23 protein-coding genes are annotated in these 21,412 nt (G+C 73.2%); 11 read left to right on the top strand and 12 right to left on the bottom strand.

The genetic code is table 11. The features are described 5' to 3' along the window. Positions 1 to 26: 26 nt before the first annotated feature. On the bottom strand, positions 27 to 1,151 hold the full coding sequence (locus ACFVVO_RS31875; RefSeq protein WP_390059570.1) for an aromatic acid exporter family protein: 1,125 nt from the start codon (positions 1,149 to 1,151) through the stop codon (positions 27 to 29). Positions 1,152 to 1,222: 71 nt separating this feature from the next. Continuing rightward, positions 1,223 to 2,254: an AI-2E family transporter gene (locus ACFVVO_RS31870; protein WP_390059568.1), complete on the bottom strand. Its 1,032-nt coding sequence runs from the start codon at positions 2,252 to 2,254 to the stop codon at positions 1,223 to 1,225. 356 nt (positions 2,255 to 2,610) lie between these two features. Here ACFVVO_RS31870 and ACFVVO_RS31865 point away from each other — a divergent pair, with 356 nt between their 5' ends. Further along, the gene (locus ACFVVO_RS31865) at positions 2,611 to 2,772 is read left to right on the top strand and encodes a hypothetical protein (RefSeq protein ID WP_390059566.1); all 162 of its coding nucleotides are present in this window, start codon (positions 2,611 to 2,613) and stop codon (positions 2,770 to 2,772) included. A gap of 32 nt (positions 2,773 to 2,804) precedes the next feature. Here the strand turns inward: ACFVVO_RS31865 and ACFVVO_RS31860 are convergent, their stop codons facing one another. Together ACFVVO_RS31860 and ACFVVO_RS31855 are read right to left on the bottom strand one after the other, a co-directional pair. Continuing rightward, positions 2,805 to 3,230 (bottom strand): DUF2267 domain-containing protein, encoded by a 426-nt coding sequence (locus ACFVVO_RS31860; protein ID WP_390059564.1) that lies wholly within the window; start codon positions 3,228 to 3,230, stop codon positions 2,805 to 2,807. A 55-nt stretch (positions 3,231 to 3,285) separates the two neighbouring features. Then, positions 3,286 to 3,777, bottom strand: coding sequence for a DUF1360 domain-containing protein (locus ACFVVO_RS31855; RefSeq protein ID WP_390059562.1), 492 nt, complete (start codon positions 3,775 to 3,777; stop codon positions 3,286 to 3,288). Positions 3,778 to 3,974: 197 nt separating this feature from the next. Here ACFVVO_RS31855 and ACFVVO_RS31850 point away from each other — a divergent pair, with 197 nt between their 5' ends. The 8 genes from ACFVVO_RS31850 (at position 3,975) to hypE (ending at position 12,740) form a co-directional block, all read left to right on the top strand. Further along, entirely contained in the window at positions 3,975 to 4,502 is a 528-nt protein-coding gene (locus tag ACFVVO_RS31850) for a hypothetical protein (protein ID WP_390059560.1), read from the top strand. A gap of 254 nt (positions 4,503 to 4,756) precedes the next feature. Further along, positions 4,757 to 6,475: an enoyl-CoA hydratase-related protein gene (locus ACFVVO_RS31845; RefSeq protein WP_390059558.1), complete on the top strand. Its 1,719-nt coding sequence runs from the start codon at positions 4,757 to 4,759 to the stop codon at positions 6,473 to 6,475. Beyond that, on the top strand, positions 6,472 to 7,062 hold the full coding sequence (locus ACFVVO_RS31840; protein ID WP_390059556.1) for a hydrogenase maturation protease: 591 nt from the start codon (positions 6,472 to 6,474) through the stop codon (positions 7,060 to 7,062). Before ACFVVO_RS31845 ends, ACFVVO_RS31840 begins: the two co-directional genes overlap by 4 nt. A 63-nt stretch (positions 7,063 to 7,125) precedes the next feature. Beyond that, a complete protein-coding gene (gene hypB, locus ACFVVO_RS31835) occupies positions 7,126 to 7,851 on the top strand; it encodes a hydrogenase nickel incorporation protein HypB (RefSeq protein ID WP_390059555.1) in 726 nt (241 codons plus the stop codon). Beyond that, complete coding sequence (hypF, locus tag ACFVVO_RS31830) at positions 7,848 to 10,196, top strand: carbamoyltransferase HypF (RefSeq protein WP_390059554.1); 2,349 nt, start codon at positions 7,848 to 7,850, stop codon at positions 10,194 to 10,196. Before hypB ends, hypF begins: the two co-directional genes overlap by 4 nt. A 3-nt stretch (positions 10,197 to 10,199) precedes the next feature. Next, complete coding sequence (locus tag ACFVVO_RS31825; protein WP_359555742.1) at positions 10,200 to 10,490, top strand: HypC/HybG/HupF family hydrogenase formation chaperone; 291 nt, start codon at positions 10,200 to 10,202, stop codon at positions 10,488 to 10,490. After that, entirely contained in the window at positions 10,487 to 11,632 is a 1,146-nt protein-coding gene (gene hypD / locus ACFVVO_RS31820) for a hydrogenase formation protein HypD (protein ID WP_390059553.1), read from the top strand. The genes ACFVVO_RS31825 and hypD overlap by 4 nt, the downstream gene beginning before the upstream one ends. 118 nt (positions 11,633 to 11,750) lie before the next feature. Continuing rightward, complete coding sequence (hypE, locus tag ACFVVO_RS31815) at positions 11,751 to 12,740, top strand: hydrogenase expression/formation protein HypE (RefSeq protein WP_390059620.1); 990 nt, start codon at positions 11,751 to 11,753, stop codon at positions 12,738 to 12,740. Positions 12,741 to 12,770: 30 nt separating this feature from the next. Here hypE and hypA read toward each other — a convergent pair whose 3' ends face one another. The 8 genes from hypA to ACFVVO_RS31775 all read right to left on the bottom strand — a co-directional run bounded on the left by hypA (position 12,771) and on the right by ACFVVO_RS31775 (position 19,298). After that, the gene (gene hypA, locus ACFVVO_RS31810; RefSeq protein WP_390059552.1) at positions 12,771 to 13,127 is read right to left on the bottom strand and encodes a hydrogenase maturation nickel metallochaperone HypA; all 357 of its coding nucleotides are present in this window, start codon (positions 13,125 to 13,127) and stop codon (positions 12,771 to 12,773) included. A gap of 9 nt (positions 13,128 to 13,136) precedes the next feature. Next, positions 13,137 to 13,331, bottom strand: a complete 195-nt coding sequence (locus tag ACFVVO_RS31805; protein ID WP_390059551.1) for a hypothetical protein — start codon at positions 13,329 to 13,331, stop codon at positions 13,137 to 13,139. Between the two features lie 11 nt (positions 13,332 to 13,342). Then, complete coding sequence (locus ACFVVO_RS31800) at positions 13,343 to 13,549, bottom strand: hypothetical protein (RefSeq protein WP_390059550.1); 207 nt, start codon at positions 13,547 to 13,549, stop codon at positions 13,343 to 13,345. 20 nt (positions 13,550 to 13,569) lie between these two features. Next, entirely contained in the window at positions 13,570 to 14,166 is a 597-nt protein-coding gene (locus ACFVVO_RS31795) for a DUF5947 family protein (RefSeq protein ID WP_390059549.1), read from the bottom strand. Beyond that, entirely contained in the window at positions 14,163 to 14,729 is a 567-nt protein-coding gene (locus ACFVVO_RS31790; protein ID WP_390059548.1) for a NifU family protein, read from the bottom strand. The genes ACFVVO_RS31795 and ACFVVO_RS31790 overlap by 4 nt, the downstream gene beginning before the upstream one ends. Further along, complete coding sequence (locus ACFVVO_RS31785; protein WP_390059547.1) at positions 14,722 to 16,515, bottom strand: nickel-dependent hydrogenase large subunit; 1,794 nt, start codon at positions 16,513 to 16,515, stop codon at positions 14,722 to 14,724. Before ACFVVO_RS31785 ends, ACFVVO_RS31790 begins: the two co-directional genes overlap by 8 nt. A gap of 63 nt (positions 16,516 to 16,578) precedes the next feature. Then, positions 16,579 to 17,667 carry a hydrogenase expression protein HypE gene (locus tag ACFVVO_RS31780; RefSeq protein WP_390059546.1) on the bottom strand — a complete coding sequence of 363 codons (1,089 nt, stop codon included), beginning with the start codon at positions 17,665 to 17,667 and terminating at the stop codon, positions 16,579 to 16,581. Beyond that, complete coding sequence (locus ACFVVO_RS31775; RefSeq protein WP_390059545.1) at positions 17,664 to 19,298, bottom strand: hypothetical protein; 1,635 nt, start codon at positions 19,296 to 19,298, stop codon at positions 17,664 to 17,666. Before ACFVVO_RS31775 ends, ACFVVO_RS31780 begins: the two co-directional genes overlap by 4 nt. Positions 19,299 to 19,649: 351 nt before the next feature. Between ACFVVO_RS31775 and ACFVVO_RS31770 the strand changes: the two genes are divergently transcribed. Together ACFVVO_RS31770 and ACFVVO_RS31765 are read left to right on the top strand one after the other, a co-directional pair. Continuing rightward, entirely contained in the window at positions 19,650 to 20,645 is a 996-nt protein-coding gene (locus tag ACFVVO_RS31770; protein WP_390059544.1) for a glycoside hydrolase family 11 protein, read from the top strand. 43 nt (positions 20,646 to 20,688) lie between these two features. Next, positions 20,689 to 21,402: a polysaccharide deacetylase family protein gene (locus tag ACFVVO_RS31765; RefSeq protein ID WP_390059543.1), complete on the top strand. Its 714-nt coding sequence runs from the start codon at positions 20,689 to 20,691 to the stop codon at positions 21,400 to 21,402. Positions 21,403 to 21,412: the final 10 nt, after the last annotated feature.

Raw genomic sequence — 21,412 nt, 5'->3', positions numbered from 1 at the left:
CGGCACCCCGCCCGCCGCCGACGGGTTCAGGACGGCACGACCAGGCGGTCGGCCAGCCGGTGGGCCTGGGCGAGCAACGCCCCGTAGGTGGCGATGTCGTCCGGGTCGTCCGTCGTCGAACGGACCAGGTCCCGGCGCAGTTCCTGGAGCGTGCCGCGTAGTTCCGCCACCGCCTCGCGCAGTCCGTCCTCGCTCGAATGACCGAACCGGCTGTGGCTGTAGAGCCGCAGGGCGTGTGCGGTCTGGTACAGGAACGCCGCGTAGCGGCGGGCGAGTTCCGGGTGCGGCCGGGGCGACGGGCGGTCCTGCGCCGCGGCCTCGAGCACCGTACGGGTCACGCCCGCGGTGTGCACGGCCGCGTGGTCCAGCACCAGGACGGCGTCGTCGTATCCCTTCCCGGGCAGCGCCGCGGCTCCGTTCCGGCGGCGCGGGTTGACCCGCAGGCTCTCCCGGCCGAGGTCCACCGCGGCATGGGCCTGCTCCACCCGGGAGCGCAGACGAAGGGCGCGCTCGTGCCAGGCACCGGCATCCTCGGCGTCCCAGCGGGCCTCGGCCAGCCCGTCGGCCACGTCGCGCAGGATGTCGTGGGCCTCGTCGGTCGCGTCCCGCAGTACCGCACTGGTGTCGCGCAGGTACACCGGCGGCCGGATCAGCGCGTTGACGGCGATGCCGACCAGCGCGCCGAAGAGGGCCTCGCCGAGCCGGGCCGCCGAGGTGCCGACCGACACGGACCCGCCGGTCAGGACGAACAGGGCACCGGTGGCCGCGTAGATCCCCTGGCTGCCCAGGCGCCGCCAGTACCCCAGCAGCAGCGCCGCGGGCAGGACGATCGCCATCGCGGTCATCGTGTCGCTCAGCAGCAGCCCGACGGCGGTGGCGACGACCGTGCCGGCCGCGATCGCGGCGAGCTGCTGCAACCCGCGCGCGATGGACCGGTACACGGTCGACTCCACCAGGACCACCGCCACCCAGGGCGCGACGAACGCCACCGGCGCCTCGAGCCACCAGCCCGCCACCGCCCAGGCCACCCAGGCGGCCAGCGCGGCCTTCAGCGCCTGCACGACCAGATCCCGCTCCCGGCCGGGCCCCGCGGCGGCCCGGCGCACCGCCGCCACCGCCTCCGACAGATCCCGCCGTACCCCTTGCCACATCAATCGCATTCCACGCACAACGCACCGAGTGCCACCTGAAGCGGGTCTCCATGCCGCCGCGGCCGTCACACTCAGGGCGGAGCCGGGCGCAGCACGCGCAGCACCGCCCAGACCACCGAGACGAACGGGACGGCCACCACCGCCCCGATCACTCCCCCCACGATGCTGCCCGCGATGACGGACACGGCGACGACGAGCGGATGCAGCCGGACCGCCCAGCTCAGCACCAGCGGGTGCAGCACATGCCCCTCGAACTGGCCGATGACGACGATGAGCGCCAGCACGGCAATGGCCGTCAGCGGCCCCCGCCCGGCCAGGGCCACCACGGTGGCCACTCCGAGCGCCACCGGCGAGCCGACCAGGGGCACGAACGTGGCGAAGAACTCCAGCAGCGTCAGGGGCAGCGCCAGCGGTACCCGCAGCACGAGCAGGGCGATGCCGACGAGTACGGCGTTGGTGGCCGCGACGATGATGATGCCCCGGGTGTACCCGGCGAACGTCCGCCAGGCCGTGCTCCCCGCCCGGTCCCAGGCGACGCGCGCCCCGCTCGGCAGCAGCTGGTCGCGTGCCCACGCCCACAGGCGCTCACCGGAGTGGATGAAGAACACCGAGGCGAAGAGCGCGAGCGCGCCGCCCGTGACCAGCTCCACCACCTTGCCCAGCTGCGTCACCGCGCTGCTGAGCAGTCTGGACCGATGGGCGTCGATGTAGTTCGTCACCTGGTTCTCCAGGGCGGAGAGCCGGCCCGCGCTGAGCCGGAGCGGTGGGCGCTGGAGCCACAGCTCGATCCGGCGCACCCCGCCGCGGAACTCACCCGCCAGCGTGGCCGACTCGCTCGCCACCGCGTTGCCCACGAGCGCGAGCAGGGAGAGCAGCAGCAACAGGCTGCCGACCAGCGCGACGGCGACGCTCAGCGGTCGGGGCAGGACGCGGCCGAGCAGATCGGCGAGCGGGCGCAGGACCGAGGTGATGATGAGAGCGAGGAACAGCGCCACGGCGATGAGCTGGAAGCGGCCGAGCACGGTGAAGACGCCGTACACCGCGACGCCGACCAGGATGAGCCGCCAGGCGTAGGCCGCGGTGATCCGAAGCCACGGCACCATCCGCCCCGCCACCGAAGTGTCGGGACCGGGACGGGCGCCCGCCGGGAGCCGTACGGAGTGCGCGGACCGGCTGCCCAGCACCGTCCGACGCGTCCGGCGTCCCCGGCCCGTCCGCCCTCCCGGACCGCCCACCCGGCCTCCCGTGCGCTCGCCGTGTCCATTGTGTGACTATTGGTCGCTGTCGAGAACGTTACGGGCAGGCGGGCGCCGTACCGGCACAACGCGCCCGTGCCCGCCCGGCGCCGTCCGTTTCCACCGACGCGCTGGGGCGTCACAGGACCTTCACACCTCGTGGACGTTGGGACCGCGGCGGGACGGGCACTCGCCTGCCGTACTCGCAGGGAGGAGTTCCTCCGGTGGTCTTCGTCGCACTTCTGCTGCTTCCCGCGCTCAGCGTGCTGCTCTTCGGCCTCGACCAGGTCGAGGACCGCTGGGTCACCCGGCCGACCGGGGCGCGGCACGCCCGGCGGCGGCCCTTCTTCCGGCGCCTCTGGGGACGGGTGCCGCACCGGCGGTGACGGACGGCCGCTCCCGGCCGTCCCCGTCGCCTCTACTCCCCGCCCTCTCCCGCGGCGCGCTCGACCGGGAGCAGTTCCCGGATGTCCGAGGGGAGCGCGCCGGCCATCCGTTCGGTCAGCTCCGGGGCGAGGGCCGCGTCGAGCACCTCCAGGACGGCCGCCGCCTCCCTGAGGGCCGTGTCCTCGTCCGTACCCGCCCGGTCGGCGATCCGTCCCGCGAACACCGCGAGACCGAAACGCTCACCCGCGTGACCCGCGTCCGCGCCGGCCTCGTCGGCCGCTCGGCGCATGGAGGCCGCCAGGTCCGGTGGCAGCTGAGCGGCCACATGGCGGGCCAGCCCGGACGGCAGCCGTTCCGACAGCGTGCTCACCACCGCCCGCGTCGCCCGCTCCGCCGTGCCGCGGTCGGGCAGCCGGGCCAGCGTCCGCACCTTTCCGATCATCTCGTCGTGATGCATCAGGCCGGTTCCTTCCTCGTGGGCGGCGGCACGGCTGCCCGGCCCGGCGGCCGGCTCAGCCGTCGGCCGTCCGCTGGGTCCACGTCCACGCGTACTGCAGCCAGTCCGCCACCGTCAGCGCGCCGAAGCCCCCGCCGACCAGCCGGGTCAGCCGCGGCGACGCGGCGTAGGAGCACATCAGTGCCGTCGCCACCCAGGCCGAGGTGCAGAACGGGCACGCCATCAGGTCGCCCACCGCCCTGCGCATGCCGGTGCCCCGCGGCTCGTCCATGACCTCGCCGGCCTCGCCCTCGTCGGCGCGGCGCGTGAACGGCGCGCGCAGAAAACTGGTGATCTTGTCCCGGGTGAGCAGCCGGGACACCTTGTACGTAGCCGTGCCCAGCAGGGCGACGTCCCACGGCGGAAGCTCCCGCGGCAGCCGCACGCCCCGGCGCCGGGCCACCACCGCGTACGTGCCCACGCTCGTGGCGAACACGGAGGCGAGAGCGGCGTAACCCGCCAGGGGCACCTCGCCCCGCTCGTCGTACTGTGCGTCGTCCGTCGTCATGGGGCCTCCCGGTGCGCGCCCTGCCCGGCGGCGGGCACGCCCCGAGTTCCCTGGGCGCCCGGGGGCCACACGTCACCGCCGCCGTGAGGTGGTTGAAGCCACATATGACGAAGTTCCCAGCCGCCCCACGGGCGCCGGGCTGGGCGCTACCGTGGCGTGGACCCCCGGTTCCCATACCCATCTCGGACGGTCCGGCAGTGCTCACAGACCTCTCTCCCCTCATCGCCGCGACGGCCCGCTGGCTGACCGGCGCCTACCCCGCGTGCGGCGGCGCGCTGGCCACGGCCCGCTGCGAGGCGCAGGCCCGGCAGGCCGTGACGGTCGCCGCGTGGCTGCGGTATCCGACCGAGATCGACGCGGCCCTGGTCACCATGGCCGGGCCCGGTGGCGCGGTGCGCCTGGACTGGGTCACCGGCGCGGACTCGGGCGGCGACGGCACGGCCGAGGAGTGGGCCTGGCGCACCTGGGTCGACGAGGTCGTGGCCAGCTGGGCCGCGGGTCTGCTGACCGATCCCGCGCTGGCCGGACCGGCCGTCGGCGCACTCGCCGGCTCGGAGCACACCTCCGGCCGGCCGGAGGAGTTCCGGCGGCTCCTCGCCCCCGACGACGGCGACCGGAGCGCCGCCGCGCTGCTGCGCCACCCCGACCTGCTCGCCCCCGTGGCCGCGCTCCACCACCACGAGCTCCTGGACCGCCTCGCGGCCGGACCGGCGCTCGCCGCCTGACGGCCGTCCGCCGCCCGCCGCTCGCCGTCTGAGGGCCGACCGTCGCCTCACGGCCGTCCGCCGCCCGCCGCTCGCGGCCGGAGCACGCCAAGCCGACCCGGCGAACGCCCGGCGAGCCCGGCGAACGCCAAGCGACGCCGAACGTTCAGAAAGCGCGCCGTGCGAGCCGGTTGGCGGAAGGTATCCGACCGAGCCTGACGAAACGCCGCACCGGTTCTTCACGGCACCCCGTGGAAGGACGAACATGCCGCGTCATGGACATTTTGCTCGTCGCAAGCGCGTTCAACAGCCTCTCCCAACGGGTGTACGCCGAGCTGTCGGACCTGGGTCACCGGGTGGACGTCGTGCTCGCCACGCAGGGCACCGACCCGGTCCGGGTCGCCGTCCGCGAGCGGCGCCCCGACCTGGTCGTCGCGCCGATGCTGAAGTCGGCCCTGCCCGAGGACGTCTGGCGCGACCACACCTGCCTGATCGTGCACCCGGGACCGCCCGGCGACCGCGGCCCGTCCGCCCTGGACTGGGCGATCGCCGAACAGGCCCCGCACTGGGGCGTGACCGTCCTCCAGGCCGAGGCGGCCATGGACGCGGGCGACATCTGGGCGTCGGAACCCTTCCCCGTACCGCCCGTCGGCAAGAGCGACCTGTACCGCAACGAGGCCTCCGACGCCGCCGCGGCCGCCGTCCTGCTCGCCGTGCGCCGGTACGCCGGCGCCTCGTACAAACCCCGCCCGCAGACCGGCGACCCGGGCACCGCCCCGCCCATCGTGTGGCGCGACTTCTTCCGGCAGGAGCGGCGCCGGATCGACTGGGAGAACGACGGCACCGAGGCCGTGCTGCGCAAGCTGCGCGGCGCCGACTCCCAGCCGGGCGTCCTCGACGAACTCCTCGGCCGGGAGGTGTTCCTGCACGGCGGGCACCCCGAGGACCTGCTCCGCGGCCGCCCCGGCGAACTGCTCGCCACCCGGTCCGGCGCGGTCTGCCGCGCCACCCGCGACGGTGCCGTGTGGATCCCGGAACTGCGCCCGCGCAGGAACTCCGGCGACCCCGCGCCCTTCCGGCGCCCGGCCGCCTCCGTACTCGCCTCGTTCCCGGACGCCCCCCGCCTGCCCGAGGACACCGTCCCCCTGGAACCGCCCCCGGACCGGCGCACCTGGAGCGACATCCGCTACCGCCGGCGCGGCGACGCGGGCTTCCTGACCTTCGCCTTCCCCGGCGGCGCGATGAGCACCGAGCAGTGCCGCCGGCTGCTCACCGCCTACCGGTACGCGCTCGCCCGCCCCACCTCCGTACTGGTGCTCGGCTCGGACCGGGACTTCTTCTCCAACGGCATCCACCTGAACGTCATCGAGGCGGCCGCCGACCCGGCCGAGGAGTCCTGGATCAACCTCAACGCCATGGACGACCTGGTGGAGGCGGTGCTGCGTACCACCGACCGGCTGGTGGTGGCCGCGCTCCCCGGCAACGCGGCCGCCGGCGGCGCCATGCTCGCCCTCGCCGCCGACGAGGTGTGGTGCCGCACCGGCACCGTCCTCAACCCGCACTACCGGCGCATGGGCCTGTACGGCTCCGAGTTCTGGACCTACACCCTGCCGCGCCGGGTGGGAGACGGCCTCGCCCACCGGCTGACCACCGAGGCGCTGCCGCTCAGCGCCGCCGCGGCCGGCCGGATCGGACTGGTGGACCGGCTGGTGCCCGCCGCGCCGGGGGAGTTCGGCGCCCAGGTCGAGCGGCTGGCCGCGGACCTCGCCGCCGCCCCGGACCTCGCCCGGCGGATCGCCGCCAAGGACGGGGCCCGCCGCCTCGACGAGGCGCGGCGGCCCCTCGCGGAGTACCGGCGCAATGAACTCGCCCGTATGCACGCCGTCTTCTTCGACCCCGCAGCCCCGTACCACGCCCTGCGCTCCGCCTTCGTGCGCAAGAAGCCGACCGGTTCCGTCCGGCCACTGGCCCCGGTCGCGGGAGACCTCGGATGAGCGCCCCGCCCGGCCGGCTGCTCGTGGCGGGCGTCGGCAACATCTTCCTCGGCGACGACGCCTTCGGCCCCGAGGTGATCAGCGCCCTCGGCCGGCGCCCGCTGCCGCCCGGGGCCACGGTGCGGGACTTCGGCATCCGCGGCATGGACCTCGCCTACGCGCTGCTCGGCGGCTGTGCCACCGCCGTCCTGGTCGACGCGGCCCCGCGCGGACACCGGCCCGGCACCCTCACCCTGGTCGAGGCCGAACCACCCGACGGGGCCGTCGCGCCCGAGGCCCACGGCCTCGACCCGGAGAAGGTGCTGGCCCTCGCCACCCACCTGGGCGAGGAGCCGCTGCCCCGCGTCCTCGTGCTCGCCTGCGAGCCCGCCGTCCTGCCCTCAGGCGACGAGGACATCCTGCCGGGACTCAGCGCACCGGTGCGAAAGGCCGTCGGCCGGGCCGTCGACGCGCTGCACACGCTCGTCCCCGTCCTGCTGGCCGATCCCGCCGCACCCGCGCCGCCGTTGGGCCGCCCGATGGAATCCGGGCCCCCGCACACGGCTGCGCTGCCCCGCCTCACGGCCGACGCGGCCGAAGATCGGTGAGACCCCGGGCCGCGCAGGGCGCGGCCGGGGCCTTCCGTCCCACGACCGCGAGGAGCTGCCCCCATGTGCCGGTCCGACGTCAAGCAGGCCGTCCTGGCGAAGAACGACGACCTGGCCGCGAGTCTGCGCGAGGACCTGGCGCTGAAGGGCGTGACGGTGGTCAACCTGCTGTCCAGCCCCGGCAGCGGCAAGACGGAACTCCTCGGCCGGGTCCTGGCGCGGGCGGTGGAGCGGGACGTGCCCGTCGCCGCGCTCACCGCCGACCTCGCCACCGAGAACGACGCCGTCCGGCTGGCCCGCTCGGGCGCGCCGGTCCGGCAGCTGCTCACCGACGGACTGTGCCATCTGGAGGCCCGGCAGGTACGCGGGCACCTCGAGGGCTGGCTGCCGGAGGACACCGCGGTGCTCTTCGTGGAGAACGTCGGCAATCTCGTCTGCCCGGCCTCCTACGACCTCGGCGAGACCCTGCGGATCGTGCTGATGGCGGTCACCGAGGGCGAGGACAAACCGCTGAAGTACCCGACCGCGTTCGGTTCCGCCCACCTGGTCGTCATCACCAAGACCGACCTGGCCGAGGCGGCCGGCTTCGACGAGGCCGCCTTCCGGGCCAACGTCCAGCGCGTCAACCCGGGCGTGGAGATCGTACGGTCCTGCGCCCGCACCGGCGACGGGTCCGACACCCTCCTGGAACACGCCCTCGCCGCCCGCCACACGGCCCCGCCGCACCGGCCGCCGCTCGCCCCGCACCCCCACGGACACCACCACCCCGCCTCAGCCCCCGCCTCGTGACCGCGCCCGTCACCGGCCGGGTGCGCCGCCGGATCACCGTGCGCGGCACGGTGCAGGGCGTCGGCTTCCGGCCGTACGTGCACCGCCTGGCCGCCGAGCTGGCCCTGGCCGGATTCGTCGGCAACACCGCGAGCGGCGTGCTCATCGAGGTCGAGGGCCCGGCGGCGGATGTGGCCCTCTTCCATGACCGGCTGGTGAAGGAGCCGCCCCCGCTGGCCGTCGTGACCGGCGTCGGCTGCGAGGACGTCCCCGCCACCGGTGCCGCCGAACCCTTCGCCATCCGCCCCACCGGTGAGTCCACGGGCCGCACCCAGCTCCCGCCGGACACCGCGACCTGCCCGGACTGTCTGCGCGAGCTGGCCGATCCGGCCGACCGCAGGCACCGCCACCCGTTCATCACCTGCACCCACTGCGGCCCCCGCTTCACCATCGCCACCGCGATGCCCTACGACCGCGCGGCCACGACCATGGCCGGCTTCCCGCTGTGTCCCCCCTGCGCCCGCGAGTACGGCGCCCCCGCCGACCGGCGCTTCCACGCCCAGCCCGTCGCCTGCCCCGACTGCGGCCCGCGGCTCACCCTGATCCCGGCCGCCGGCACCGGCGTCCGCCCGGCCCGGGACGCCGACGCCCTGGCCACGGCGCGGGCGCTGCTGGCCGCCGGGCGGATCGTCGCCGTCAAGGGCGTCGGCGGCTACCACCTGGCCTGCGACGCCACCGACGCACGGGCGGTCGCCACCCTGCGGGACCGCAAGGAGCGCGGCGGCAAGGCCTTCGCCGTCATGTGCGCCGACCTCGGCACGGTGCGGGACCTCGCGGACCTCACCACCGCCGAACGCGCCGCCCTCACCAGTGCCCGCCGCCCCATCGTCCTGCTGCGCCGCCGCCGGACCACGGCAGGACCCCGGCTCGCCGACCAGGTCTGCCCGGGCAGCCCGCACGTGGGCGTCATGCTGCCCTACACACCCCTGCACACCCTGCTCCTCGGACTGCCCGGCGATCCCCCCGGACCGCGCGTCCTCGTCATGACCAGCGGCAACCGCTCCGGCGAACCCATCGTCACCGACGACACCGAGGCGCTGGACCGCCTCACCGGCCTCGCCGACGCCTGGCTCGCCCACGACCGGCCCATCGCCTCCCCGTGCGACGACTCCCTGCTGCGGGTGCGCCCCGACGGCACCGAACAGGTGCTGCGCCGCTCCCGCGGATACGTCCCCCGCCCGCTGCGCCTGCCGGTCCCGGTCCGCCCCGTGCTCGCCGTCGGCGGAGACCTGAAGAACGCCCTGTGCCTCGGTGACGGCGACCAGGCCTGGTTCGGGCCGCACATCGGCGACATGGGCGACCTCGCCACCCTCGACGCCGCCGCGCGGGCCGAACGCCATGTCACCGGCCTCACCGGCGTCACCGCTGGGCTGATCGCCGCCGACCGGCACCCCCGCTACCACTCGACAGGCTGGGCCCGGCGCCTGTCCGGGGAACGCGGCCTGCCACCGCCCGCGCTGGTCCAGCACCACCACGCCCACATCGCCGCCGCGATGGCCGAACACGGCCTCGACGGAACCACACCGGTGATCGGCGTCGCCTTCGACGGCACGGGGTACGGCGACGACGGCACCGTGTGGGGCGGCGAGGTACTGCTGGCCGACTACTCCGGCTTCCGCCGCTACGCCCACCTGGCCACGGCCCCGCTGCCCGGCGGTGACGCCGGCGTGGCCAACCCGTGCCGGCTGGCGTTGGCCCGGCTGTGGGCCGCCGGGCTCCCGTGGGAGCCGGACCTGCCGAGCCTTCTCGCCTGCACCGACGCCGAACTCTTCGTACTGCGCCAGCAGTTGGAACGTGATGTCGCCTGCGTGCCCACCTCCAGCATGGGCCGCCTCTTCGACGCCGTGTCCTCGCTTGCCGGCGTCTGCCACCGCACGGCGTACGAGGCGCAGGCCGCGCTGGAACTGGAGGCCGCGGCGGCCGAGGCCTGGGGCACGGACACCGGCGCCTACCCCTTCCGCTTCGGGGCCGGCCACCGGATGGAGGCCGCACCCCTGCTGGAGGCGCTCCTCGCCGACCACCGGCGCGGCACCCCCGCGCCGGTGCTCGCGGCCCGCTTCCACCGCGGGGTCGCGCGGGCCGTCGCGGAGGTCTGCCGGCGGGCCCGCCGGTCCGCCGGCCCGACCACCGTGGCCCTCACCGGCGGTGTCTTCGCCAACGGACTGCTGGAGGAGGAGTGCGCCGCACTGCTGGGCGCGGACGGCTTCACCGTCCTGCGGCACCACGAGGTGCCGCCCAACGACGGCGGGCTGGCGCTCGGCCAGCTCATGGTCGCGGGAACAGCAAACCACCACGAGACGGAGTGACCCATGTGTCTGGCAGTGCCCGGCAAGGTCGTGTCCATCGACCATCGCGCCGACCCGCTCACCGGGCTGATCGACTTCGGCGGAGTGCAGAAACAGGCGTGCCTGGAGTACCTGCCCGATGTGCGGGTGGGGGAGTACGTCATTGTCCACGTCGGCTTCGCCCTGCAGCGCCTGGACGAGGAGTCCGCCCGGGCCTCCCTGGAGCTCTTCGAGCAACTGGGACTGCTGGAGGAGGAGTTCGGCGACGCCTGGGAACAGGCGGCCCGGCAGGAGAGCGGGAGTGAGGTTCAGTGAAGTACATCGACGAGTTCAACGACCCCGACCTGGCGCGCCGGTTGCTGGACGAGATCCGCGCCACGGCCACCCGCCCGTGGGCGCTGATGGAGGTCTGCGGAGGCCAGACGCACTCCATCATCCGGCACGGCATCGACCAGCTCCTGCCGGAGCAGGTGGAGTTGATCCACGGGCCCGGCTGCCCCGTGTGTGTCACGCCGCTCGACGTGATCGACAAGGCGCTGGAGATCGCCGCCCGCCCCGACGTCATCTTCTGTTCCTTCGGCGACATGCTGCGGGTGCCCGGCACCGACCGCGACCTGTTCCGGGTCAAGAGCGAGGGCGGTGACGTACGGGTGGTGTACTCGCCGCTCGACGCCCTGGAACTCGCCCGCAAGAACCCCGGCCGGCAGGTCGTGTTCTTCGCGATCGGGTTCGAGACCACCGCCCCCGCCAACGCCATGGCCGTCCACCAGGCCCGCCGGCTGGGCCTGACCAACTTCAGCCTGCTGGTCTCCCACGTCCGGGTCCCCCCGGCGATCGAGGCCATCATGACCGCCCCCGCCTGCCGCGTGCAGGGCTTCCTCGCCGCCGGACACGTGTGCAGCGTGATGGGCACCGCCGAGTACCCGGAACTGGCCGAGAAGCACCGGGTGCCGATCGTCGTCACCGGGTTCGAACCGCTGGACATCCTCGAGGGCATCCGCCGCGCCGTCCACCAGCTCGAACGCGGCGAGCACCGCGTCGACAACGCCTACGCCCGGGCCGTGCGCGACCAGGGCAACCCGGCGGCCCGGCGGATGATCGAGGAGGTGTTCGAGGTCACCGACCGCAACTGGCGCGGCATCGGCCGCATCCCGGCCAGCGGCTGGCGGCTCAGTGAGGCCTTCCGCGACCACGACGCCGAGCACCGCTTCGACGTCACGGACATCCGCACCGAGGAACCCGCGGTCTGCCGCGCCGGCGAGGTCCTGCAGGGCCTGATCAAGCCGACCGAGTGCGAGGCGTTCGGCAAGGCCTGCACCCCGCGTACCCCGCTCGGCGCCACCATGGTCTCCAGCGAGGGCGCCTGCGCGGCCTACTACCTGTACCGCCGGATGAGCGGCGGCCCGGCTCCCCGGGGATCCCGCATTCCGCAGGAGGAGATGAACCCCGTTGGCTGACCTCGCCACCGAAGCGGCCCTCGGCGCCACGAACGCGCCCGCGGACGCCGCCGAAGCGCCCGTCGACCCCGCGAGCTGGACCTGCCCCGCCCCCCTGCGCGACCAGCCGGTCGTCGTCATGGGCCACGGCGGGGGCGGCGCGCTGTCCGCCGAGCTGATCGAACAGGTCTTCGCCCCCGCCTACGGCAACCCCACGCTCGCCACGATGGCCGACTCCGCCGTGTTCGAGCTGGGCGGCGCCCGCCTCGCCTTCTCCACCGACTCCTACGTCGTACGGCCGCTGTTCTTCCCCGGCGGCTGCCTCGGCGACCTCGCCGTCAACGGCACCGTCAACGACCTGGCGATGAGCGGCGCCCGGCCGGCCTACCTCTCCACGGCCTTCGTCCTGGAGGAGGGCGTGCAAATGGCCGTCGTCGGACGGATCGCCCGCGCCATCGGCTCGGCGGCCGAGGCGGCCGGGGTCACCGTCGCCACCGGCGACACCAAGGTGGTGGAGTCCGGACACGGTGACGGCGTCTACGTCACCACCGCCGGCGTCGGCCTCGTCCCCGACGGGGTCGACATCCGCCCGCAGCGCGCCCGGCCCGGCGACGCCGTCATCGTCAGCGGGCCGATCGGACTGCACGGCGTGGCGATCATGAGCGTGCGGGAGGGCCTGGAGTTCGGCGTGGAGATCGCCTCCGACACCGCGCCGCTGGCCGGTCTGGTGGCGGCCATGCTGGCGGTCACCAAGGACGTCCACGTCCTGCGCGACCCCACCCGGGGCGGGCTCGGCGCCTCGCTCAACGAGATCGCCCGCGCCTCCGGCACCGGAGTGCGGCTGCGGGAACGCGCCCTCCCCGTACCCGACGAGGTCGCGAACGCCTGCGGGTTCCTCGGCCTCGACCCGCTGTACGTCGCCAACGAGGGACGGCTCGTCGCCTTCGTGCCCCGGGACCGGGCCGAGGCCGTGCTCGCGGCGATGCGTGCCCACCCGCACGGCACCGGGGCGACGGTCATCGGCAGTTGCGTCGAGGAGCACCCCGGCATGGTCGTCGTCGCCACCGGACTCGGCGGCACCCGGGTGCTCGACCTCCCGCTGGGCGAGCAACTGCCGCGCATCTGCTGAAGCGGACCCCGGACGGTGCCGGCCCCGCGCTCAGCGCGGGGCCGGCACCGCTTCCACATCCGTGATCTCCAGCTCCCGTCCGCTGAGCAGCTCCTGCGTGGGACGGTCACAGCGCGGGCACCAGAAGAACGGCGGCATGCCCACCGCGAACTCCTCGGCGCACCCGCCGCACCAGGCCTGTGCCGTCACCTGTTCGACGACGAGCCGGGCCCCGGCCAGTGCCGTACCGTCCCGGGCCACCTCGAAGGCGAACCGCAGCGCGTCCGGCACCACTCCCGCCAGCTCCCCGACCCGGACGGTCACCGCCGACACACCGTCGGCGCCGTCCGCCCGGGCGATCTCCTCCGCCTGCTCCACGATCGCGGTCGCGATCGACAACTCGTGCATGCGGCGGACTCAGGGGTACCGGCGGTGCGCGCGGAGGCCACCGGTCATCCGGTAGATCCGCACCTCCCGCAGCAGGCCGGGCAGCTCCTTCAGCAACAGGGTCACCACCACGCCGCCCACCAGGGCGGCCTGGGCGATCAGCACCTGCCGTCCGGTCGTAACCGACCTCGTCGTCGTCCTCGCCGTTCCACAGCGCTTCGTCACTTTCCGCCCTCTCATCCCGGTGAGATGTTCGGCATGGCGTCGATCAGGGCGTCATGCCGCTTCCAGTGGATCCCGGTGGAGCGGCGCGCGTCTGAGGTGCCGTCCTCGTGGAATCCGGTCTGTCGGTCGCGCGGGCCGCTGTTGCCCTGGTGCAGACCGGGCACATGGCTGGGTGTGTCGGGCTTCGCCTGGGCGCGGCCCACTCGGATGCTGCCCATCGTGTTCTCCTTCCAGGTCCTCAGCGCCGCTCGGTGAGCTCCGCGAAGAACCGTTCCACGGCCGGCCAGACCCGGCCGCCCCCGGACAGGCCCCGCCACTCGCGGCGGACCAGGGCGACCATCCGGAAGCAGTCGTCGACCGGCACGATCCAGTGTTGCTCGGAACCGCGTGCCGTGTTCACCAGCAGCGCCTCCACATCGGGTTCCATGCCCGCGAGCGGCGCACAGGTGGCGGCCAGCCGCTGCCAGGCCGCCGCGTCCACCTCCCACCGCATGGCCCCGGCCGGGCTCGGTCCCTGCGCGGTGACCGTGCCGTCGGAGCGCGGCACGAAGAACACCAGGCCCACCGGCACGCCCAGCACCGCCGTGTCGACCGGCGGCAGCCGCAGCCTGCGCCGCGGCACCAGCCGGTAGCGGCCCTCGCCCGCCCCGTCCCCGGCGAACAGCACCGAGCAGGGGCCGCACACGCACCGCACGTCCGCGTCCGCGGTGTCGTACAGATGCGGGTGGGCCTCGGCCACCGGGGCGGCGCACAGCTCGCACACCTCGGCCTCGGCGGCCGCCGCCCGGCCCCCGGCCGAGCGGATGACACGGGCCAGCGCTCCCTCGGCGGTCACCGGGCCTCCTGTGCCGCGGCCCGGCGCCTGATCGAGTCCAGCGGTACGAACGCGGGGGCGGCCCGCCGCTCCTCGGCGACCGGCTCCACCGCCGTCAGCTCCGGGGCGGCGGCCAGCACCGCCGCCCGGACCACCTCGGTGACGTCGGCGGACCCGCCGCCGCACCCGGAGCCGCATCCGCCGCCGCCGCTCACCCGCACCCGGGCCACCTGACCCTCGATGCCGGCCCACTCGAGGTCACCGCCGCGCTCGCGCACCGCCGGGCGCAGCTTCTCGACCGCACGGGCGGCCCGGCGCTCGGCCGGCTCGGGGTGGACGGAGTGCAGCACCAGCAGGTGTCCCAGCAACTCGTCCTCGGCCAGCAGTTCGCTCAGCCGCTCGTCCGCCACGTCCACGACCCGGGCCAGCGCCTCGCCGTACACCTCGGTCAGCAGCCGCACCGACTCCAGCGCCTCGCGGGCGGCCGGGCCCGGCGCGGACTCCAGCCCCGCCAGCACCTCGTCGAGCCGGGCGAGCCGGGCCTCCACCGCCGGGTCCGGGAGCCGGACGGCGGCCTCAGCCATGGTTGGCCCCGTACGTCGGCGAGTGCACGGTGGTCAGGGTCTTGCCCTTGCCCATGTACATGTGGACGCCGCACGGCAGACAGGGGTCAAAGCTGCGCACGGTGCGCATGATGTCGACGCCCTTGAAGTCGTCCGGCCCGTTCTCCTCGAAGATGGGCTGGCCCTGCACGGCGTCCTCGTACGGCCCGGGGGTGCCGTAGATGTCCCGGGGACTGGCGTTCCACGGGGTGGGCGGGTAGGGGTGGTAGTTGGCGATCTTCTTGTCGCGGATCACCAGGTGGTGCGAGAGGACACCGCGCACCGCCTCGTGGAAGCCGCAGCCGATCGCGTCGTCCGGCACCTCGAAGTTCTCGAAGACCTTGGTGTCGCCGCTGCGCAGCATGCCCATGGCCTCCTCCAGGAACTGCAGGGCCATGGCGGCGGCGTAGGCCACGAAGTACGGCCGGGCGCGGTCCCGTTCGATCGTGTTGCTCCACTTGGGGATGTGCCACTCCAGCGTGGTCTCCGGCAGCGACTCGCCCTTGGGCAGCGAGATCCGCACACTGCTGCCGGTGGCCTTGACGTAGGGCGTGTCGACCAGGCCGCTCAGCGCGGTCGACCACAGGCGCGCCAGGGGGCCGCCGCCGGTGTCCAGGGCGAGGTGCTCGCCGCTGTCCTGGTGGTACCAGCGCGGGCTCATCACCCAGCTGTAGTTGCCGTCGAAGTCGCGCTTCTGCGGCACGGGGACGGTGGTCTGGTTCCACGGGTGGCGCATGTCGACGGGGTTGCCGAGCGGGTCGTGGGTGACGAACGGCTGCTCGTTGACCCAGTCCTCGTAGAAGGAGCTGCCCAGCATGATGCGCAGGCCGAGGTTGATGTCGACCAGGTTGTTGGTGACGAGCTTGCCGTCCACGATGATGCCGGGGGTGACGTGCATCGCCTTGCCCCACCGGTTCATGTTCTCGTACCGGTAGTCGACGACGTCCGGGTTCTGCCAGGCGCCCCAGCAGCCGAGCATGATACGGCGCTTGCCGACCTCCTCGTAGCCGGGCAGCGCCTCGTAGAAGAAGTCGAACACGTCGTCGTTCATCGCCACGGCCTTCTTCACGAAGTCGATGACGTGCATCAGCCGGCTGAGGTAGTCGGTGAAGGTGTTCGGCTGCGGCATCGTGCCGACGCCGCCCGGGTACAGCGTGGAGGGGTGCACATGGCGCCCCTCCATCAGGCAGAACATCTCCCGGGTCACCCGGCTGACCTTCAGCGCCTCCTTGTAGACCTCGCCCTCGAAGGGATTGAAGGCCTTCATGATGTCGGCGATGGTCCGGTAGCCGTGGATGTCGCCGCGGGGCGCGTCGGTCCGCTCGGCGCGGGCCAGCACACCGGGGTTGGTGGCCTTGACCATCGCCTCGCAGAAGTCCACGAACACCAGGTTGTCCTGGAAGAGCGTGTGGTCGAACATGTACTCGGCGGCCTCGCCGAGGTTGGTGATGTGCTCGGCCAGCTTCGGCGGCTTGACGCCGTACGCCATCTGCTGGGCGTAGTTGGAGCACGTGGTGTGGTTGTCGCCGCAGATACCGCAGATGCGCGAGGTGATGAAGCCCGCGTCACGTGGGTCCTTGCCCTTCATGAACACCGAGTAGCCGCGGAACAGCGACGAGGTGCTGTGGCATTCGACGACTTCCTGGTTCGCGAAGTCGATCTTCGTGTAGATGCCCAGGTTGCCGATGATCCGGGTGATCGGATCCCAGGACATGTCCACGATCTGGGCGGGTTTGCGCTGTGTCTGCCGGGACTCGGTGGTGGTCATCTGCGGTACTGCCCCTCGCTGTTCGGGATCGGCGGTTCGTTGGGGGTTGCGGGACGGAAGCGGTCACGGGCGGTAGTGCGGGTCGTAACCGCTGGTCAGCTTCCGCTTGTTGTGGCGCCACCTGGGCTCGTGGTTCACCATGTCGTTGGTCAGGCCGCGCAGCCGGCGGATGACCGCCCCGTAGGGCTTGATGACCATGGACGACAGCGTGCCGCCGGGCGGCTCGTCCATGAACGGCATGAAGGCGTCGGGGAAGCCGGGCATCGTGCACCCGATGCAGATTCCGCCGATGTTGGGGCAGCCGCCGATCCCCGCCATCCAGCCGCGCTTGGGCACGTTGCAGTTGACCACCGGCCCCCAGCAGCCCGTCTTCACCAGGCACTTGGGGGAGTTGTAGTCGAGCCCGAAGTCGGCCTGCTCGTAGTACGAGCCCCGGTCGCAGCCCTCGTGCACGGTCTTGCCGAACAGCCACTGCGGACGCAGCATGTGGTCCAGCGGGGGCGGGGGAGCGGAACCGGCCGCGTGCTGGAGCACCCAGATCAGGGTCTCCATGAAGTTCTCCGGCTGGATCGGACAGCCGGGCACGTTGACCACCGGCAGCCCGGCCTGCGACTTGAACTCCCAGCCCAGGTAGTCCGCGAGGCCCATGCAGCCGGTCGGGTTGCCGGCCATGGCGTGGATGCCGCCGTAGGTCGCGCAGGTGCCGGCGGCCACCACCGCCCAGGCCTTGGGCGCCAGTTGGTCGATCCACCAGTTCAGGGTCTGCGGTTCCCCGGTCTCCGGGTCGTTGCCGAACGACGTCCAGTAGCCGTCGCCGTCGATGATGTTCTGGTTCGGGATCGAGCCCTCGATCACCAGGATGAACGGGGCCAGCTCGCCGCGGGCCGCCGCCCGGTAGGGCGCGAGGAAGTCCTCGCCGCCCAGGCTGGGTGAGAGCACCTTGTTGACCAGGTTGACCTTGGGCAGGCCCGGGATGAGGCCGAGGACGACGTCCTCGATCGAGGGCTGGTCGGCGGCCGTCAGGGAGACGGTGTCGCCGTCGCAGCTCATCCCCTCCGAGATCCAGAGGATGTGGATCTCGTCGATCCCCTCCCGCGCTCCGGCCCCGCCGGGCTCGCGGCTGACTTGGGTGGTACCGCTCTGGCTGCTCATGTCGTCGGCCTTTGCTGCAGTCGGTCGGGGAGTCGGCCGGCGGCCTGCGCCGGCGTCTCGGAGGCGTCCGTGGCGCCGTCCATCGAGCCGTCCCTCCTCCGGCCTGCCGGCCGGGCGTCGGGGCCGCGGGGACCGCGGCCGGGTGGGGCAACCGGGTCCACGGAGGCGAGTGGTTCGACCTCGTCGGGCCGGAAGTAGTGGAAACGGCCGTACCAGCCGTGGAGTTCGGCCGCGGGATCGTCGTCCACGGTCACCGCGAGGTGCGTGCTGCCGTCCACGTCGTGGAAGACCGCCGCCACCCGCGCGGTCCGGCCGGCCAGGAACATGTCCTGGGCGTCGGCGCCCCGGCCGCGCGGCCGCAGCCGCACCCGGCTGCCGCCGCCGACGTCGACGCCGTCGACCACGACCGTGTCGGTGGCCGGGGACAGCCCGTCGTCGGCGCCCTCCTGCCACCAGGCGGGCCGGCCGGCGGCGACGCCGGGCGGGGCGGCGCCGGGCGGGTCGGGCCGCGCCGGGGTGAGCGAGCGGATGGCGCCGTGCAGCCGGGCGAAGACCTCGGGGGGCATGCTGTCGACGCGGTCCAGGATTCGCGCGGCGCGCGGGTCGGTGGCCCGGGCCTCGGCCTTCTCCTCGTCGGTCAGCAGCATCGTGCGCAGCGTCAGGATCTCGTCGATCTCCGCCGCGTCGTGCAGATCGCCCGGACTCTCGGGCGCCACCTGCGGACGGTCCGGAAGGATGATCGGACAGGACAGCATGACCGGCCCGGTGGGACCCGTGTCCTCGGGCGCGCCGCCCAGCACCGGGTAGGTGAACGCGTTGACACAGCCACGCGCCTGCTCCACCAGACTCGCCGGCGGATCGACGAGCGACACGAACTCCAGGCCCTCGCCGCCGATCAGCGTATGCGCGGCGAGCAGCGCGTGCCGCAGCGCCGCGCCGCGCACCGCCCGGACATCCGGCGCCCGCCCGGAGTTCTCGGTGCGCACACACAGCCGGTACACGTCCTCGGTGAGCCGCTCGGCCACCACCGCGGTGCGTGCCCGGATCTCCTCGCGCCGTCGCACCACCCGCCCGGCACCGCCGGGCAGCGGCTCGGTCTCCTCACCGGCCGGCGCCCCGGCCGCGGCACCGCACTCGCCGCGCAGCAGATCCGCCAGCGGCCACGCGAGATCGACCTCGTGCGGCACCGCCTCGTCGAAGGTGAGATGGTCCCGCCCGTCGTCCGTCCGCAGCGACTCGACCGGAAGGTCCCGGCCGTCCACCCCCGCCGCACGCACCTGCTTGTGCTGCATCTGCAGATACCGCACGCGCACCCGTACGGCCGCGCCGGGGCGCCGCACGCGCACCAGGCACTCGGTGCGCTGGTACCAGGAGTCGGCGGAGCCGGAGATGCCCGGGACGACGGGGCCGTCCGCCTCCACCCAGTCGCGGGGCAGCAGTACCCCGAACTGCCACCGGACACGGTTCTTCGCCGAGGACCGGCGGTAGGGGTAGAGCAGATAGCCCTCGTAGAGGACGGCGTCGGCCACACCGCTCACTCGCGCGAAGGCGTCGCCGGAACCGCCGTTCGGTGTGTCGCCGCCCAACACGGCGACACCCGCCACGCCACCAACGCCGCCCGACTCCGGCATACCGCCTCCTTGTCACAGGTGCACCGGCCCATCTCTTCCACCACGGAAACACCCCTCACCGGACCTCGCCCCTCCGGCGGAGCCACGTTGGGCCGGTCAGGCGACGGCTGAATTCCGTAAGGCTTCGAAACTTTCGAGATCGGAGGACGACGAATCGATCATGTCGGACCGCAGGGTGAGGGTTTCCATTTGTCGACGTCTCGAATTGGCCGTCCGAGCTGGGATTAGTTGTTCAAATCGCCAGAGGAGTGAGCGCGAATGTTTCGAAACTTCTACCGAAACCGTTGACAGGACGTGCGGCCGAACCAACACTCTTCGACGTCGGCGGGAGACAGAGGAGGCTGCATTGACATGCACACGTCCTATCTGAACGGCCACAGAGGCGATCGCCTCATGCTGCTCGTCAGGAGCGCCTGCGCCTTGGCGCTGGTGGCCATGGCGGCGCTGCTCCTGCCCGGCACCGCGCGCGCGGACACCGTGATCACGTCCAGCCAGACCGGCACCAGCAACGGTTACTACTACTCCTTCTGGACCGACGGCGGCGGTTCGGTCTCCATGAACCTGGGCTCGGGCGGGGCCTACGGCACCTCGTGGAGCAACAGCGGGAACTTCGTCGCGGGCAAGGGCTGGAGCACCGGGGCCCGCCGGAACGTGACCTACTCGGGCAGCTTCAACCCGTCGGGCAACGCCTACCTCGCCCTGTACGGCTGGACCACCAACCCGCTCGTGGAGTACTACGTCGTCGACAACTGGGGCACGTACCGGCCCACGGGAACCTACAAGGGCACCGTCACGAGCGACGGCGGTACGTACGACATCTACGAGACCACGCGGGTCAACGCCCCCTCCATCGAGGGCACCCGGACCTTCAACCAGTACTGGAGCGTCCGGCAGTCCAAGCGGACCGGCGGGACCATCACCGCCGGCAACCACTTCGACGCCTGGGCGCGGAACGGCATGAACCTGGGCACCTTCAACTACCAGATCCTCGCCACCGAGGGCTACCAGAGCAGCGGGAGCTCCAGCATCACGGTGTCCGACTCCGGCTCCTCCGGCGGTGGCGGAACCGGTGGCGGCAGCGGCGGCTGCACGGCGACCCTGTCCGCGGGGCAGCAGTGGAGCGACCGCTACAACCTGAACGTGTCGGTGAGCGGGGCCGCCGACTGGACCGTCACGATGAAGGTCCCGTCCCCGGAGAAGGTCCTGTCCACCTGGAACGTCGGCACCAGCTATCCCGACGCGCAGACACTGGTCGCCAAACCCAACGGCAACGGCGCCAACTGGGGCGTGACCCTGCAGACCAACGGCACCTGGACCTGGCCCACGGTGACGTGCGGTACGGGCTGAAGTGACCACCGGGACAACGGAGTCGAGGAGGAGCGAACCCCCCATGCGAACCAGCCCGCGCCTACCCTTACGGGCCTTCGTCACGACACTGGCCGTCGCCGTGACGGCCGTGGCGAGCACCGTCACCGCCGGTGCCACCACCCCGCGCGCCGCCGGCTGCGCCGGACACGTCGGACTCACCTTCGACGACGGCCCGTCCGATGCCCACACCCCGGCCCTGCTCAACGCCCTGCGGCAGAGCGGGCTCAGGGCCACCATGTTCAACGAGGGACAGTACGTCGCCGCCTACCCGGCCCAGGTGCGGGCCGAGTCCGCCGCCGGCATGTGGATCGGCAACCACAGCTACAGCCATCCGCACCTGACCCGGCTCGGCCGGGCGCAGATGGACTCGGAGCTCTCCCGCACCCAGCAGGCGATAGCCGGCGCCGGTGGCGGCACTCCGCGGCTGTTCCGCCCGCCGTACGGTGAGACCAACGGCACGCTGCAGGCGGTCGAGGCCAAGTACGGCCTGCGGCAGGTCATCTGGGACGTCGACTCGCAGGACTGGAACGGCGCGAGCACCGACGCGATCGTCCAGACGGTCTCACGGCTGACCGGCGGCCAGGTCATCCTGATGCACGAGTGGCCGGCCAACACGCTCGCCGCCATCCCGCGCATCGCCCAGGTGCTGGCCTCCCGTGGTCTGTGCGCGGGGATGATCTCCCCGCAGACCGGCCGCGCGGTCGCACCCGGCAGCGCCGTCGACGGCGGGCACTGAGCACACCGGC

Source organism: Streptomyces sp. NPDC058145 (assembly GCF_042884245.1).
GTDB lineage: Bacteria > Actinomycetota > Actinomycetes > Streptomycetales > Streptomycetaceae > Streptomyces.
This window is presented reverse-complemented; position numbering and strand designations above follow the sequence as displayed.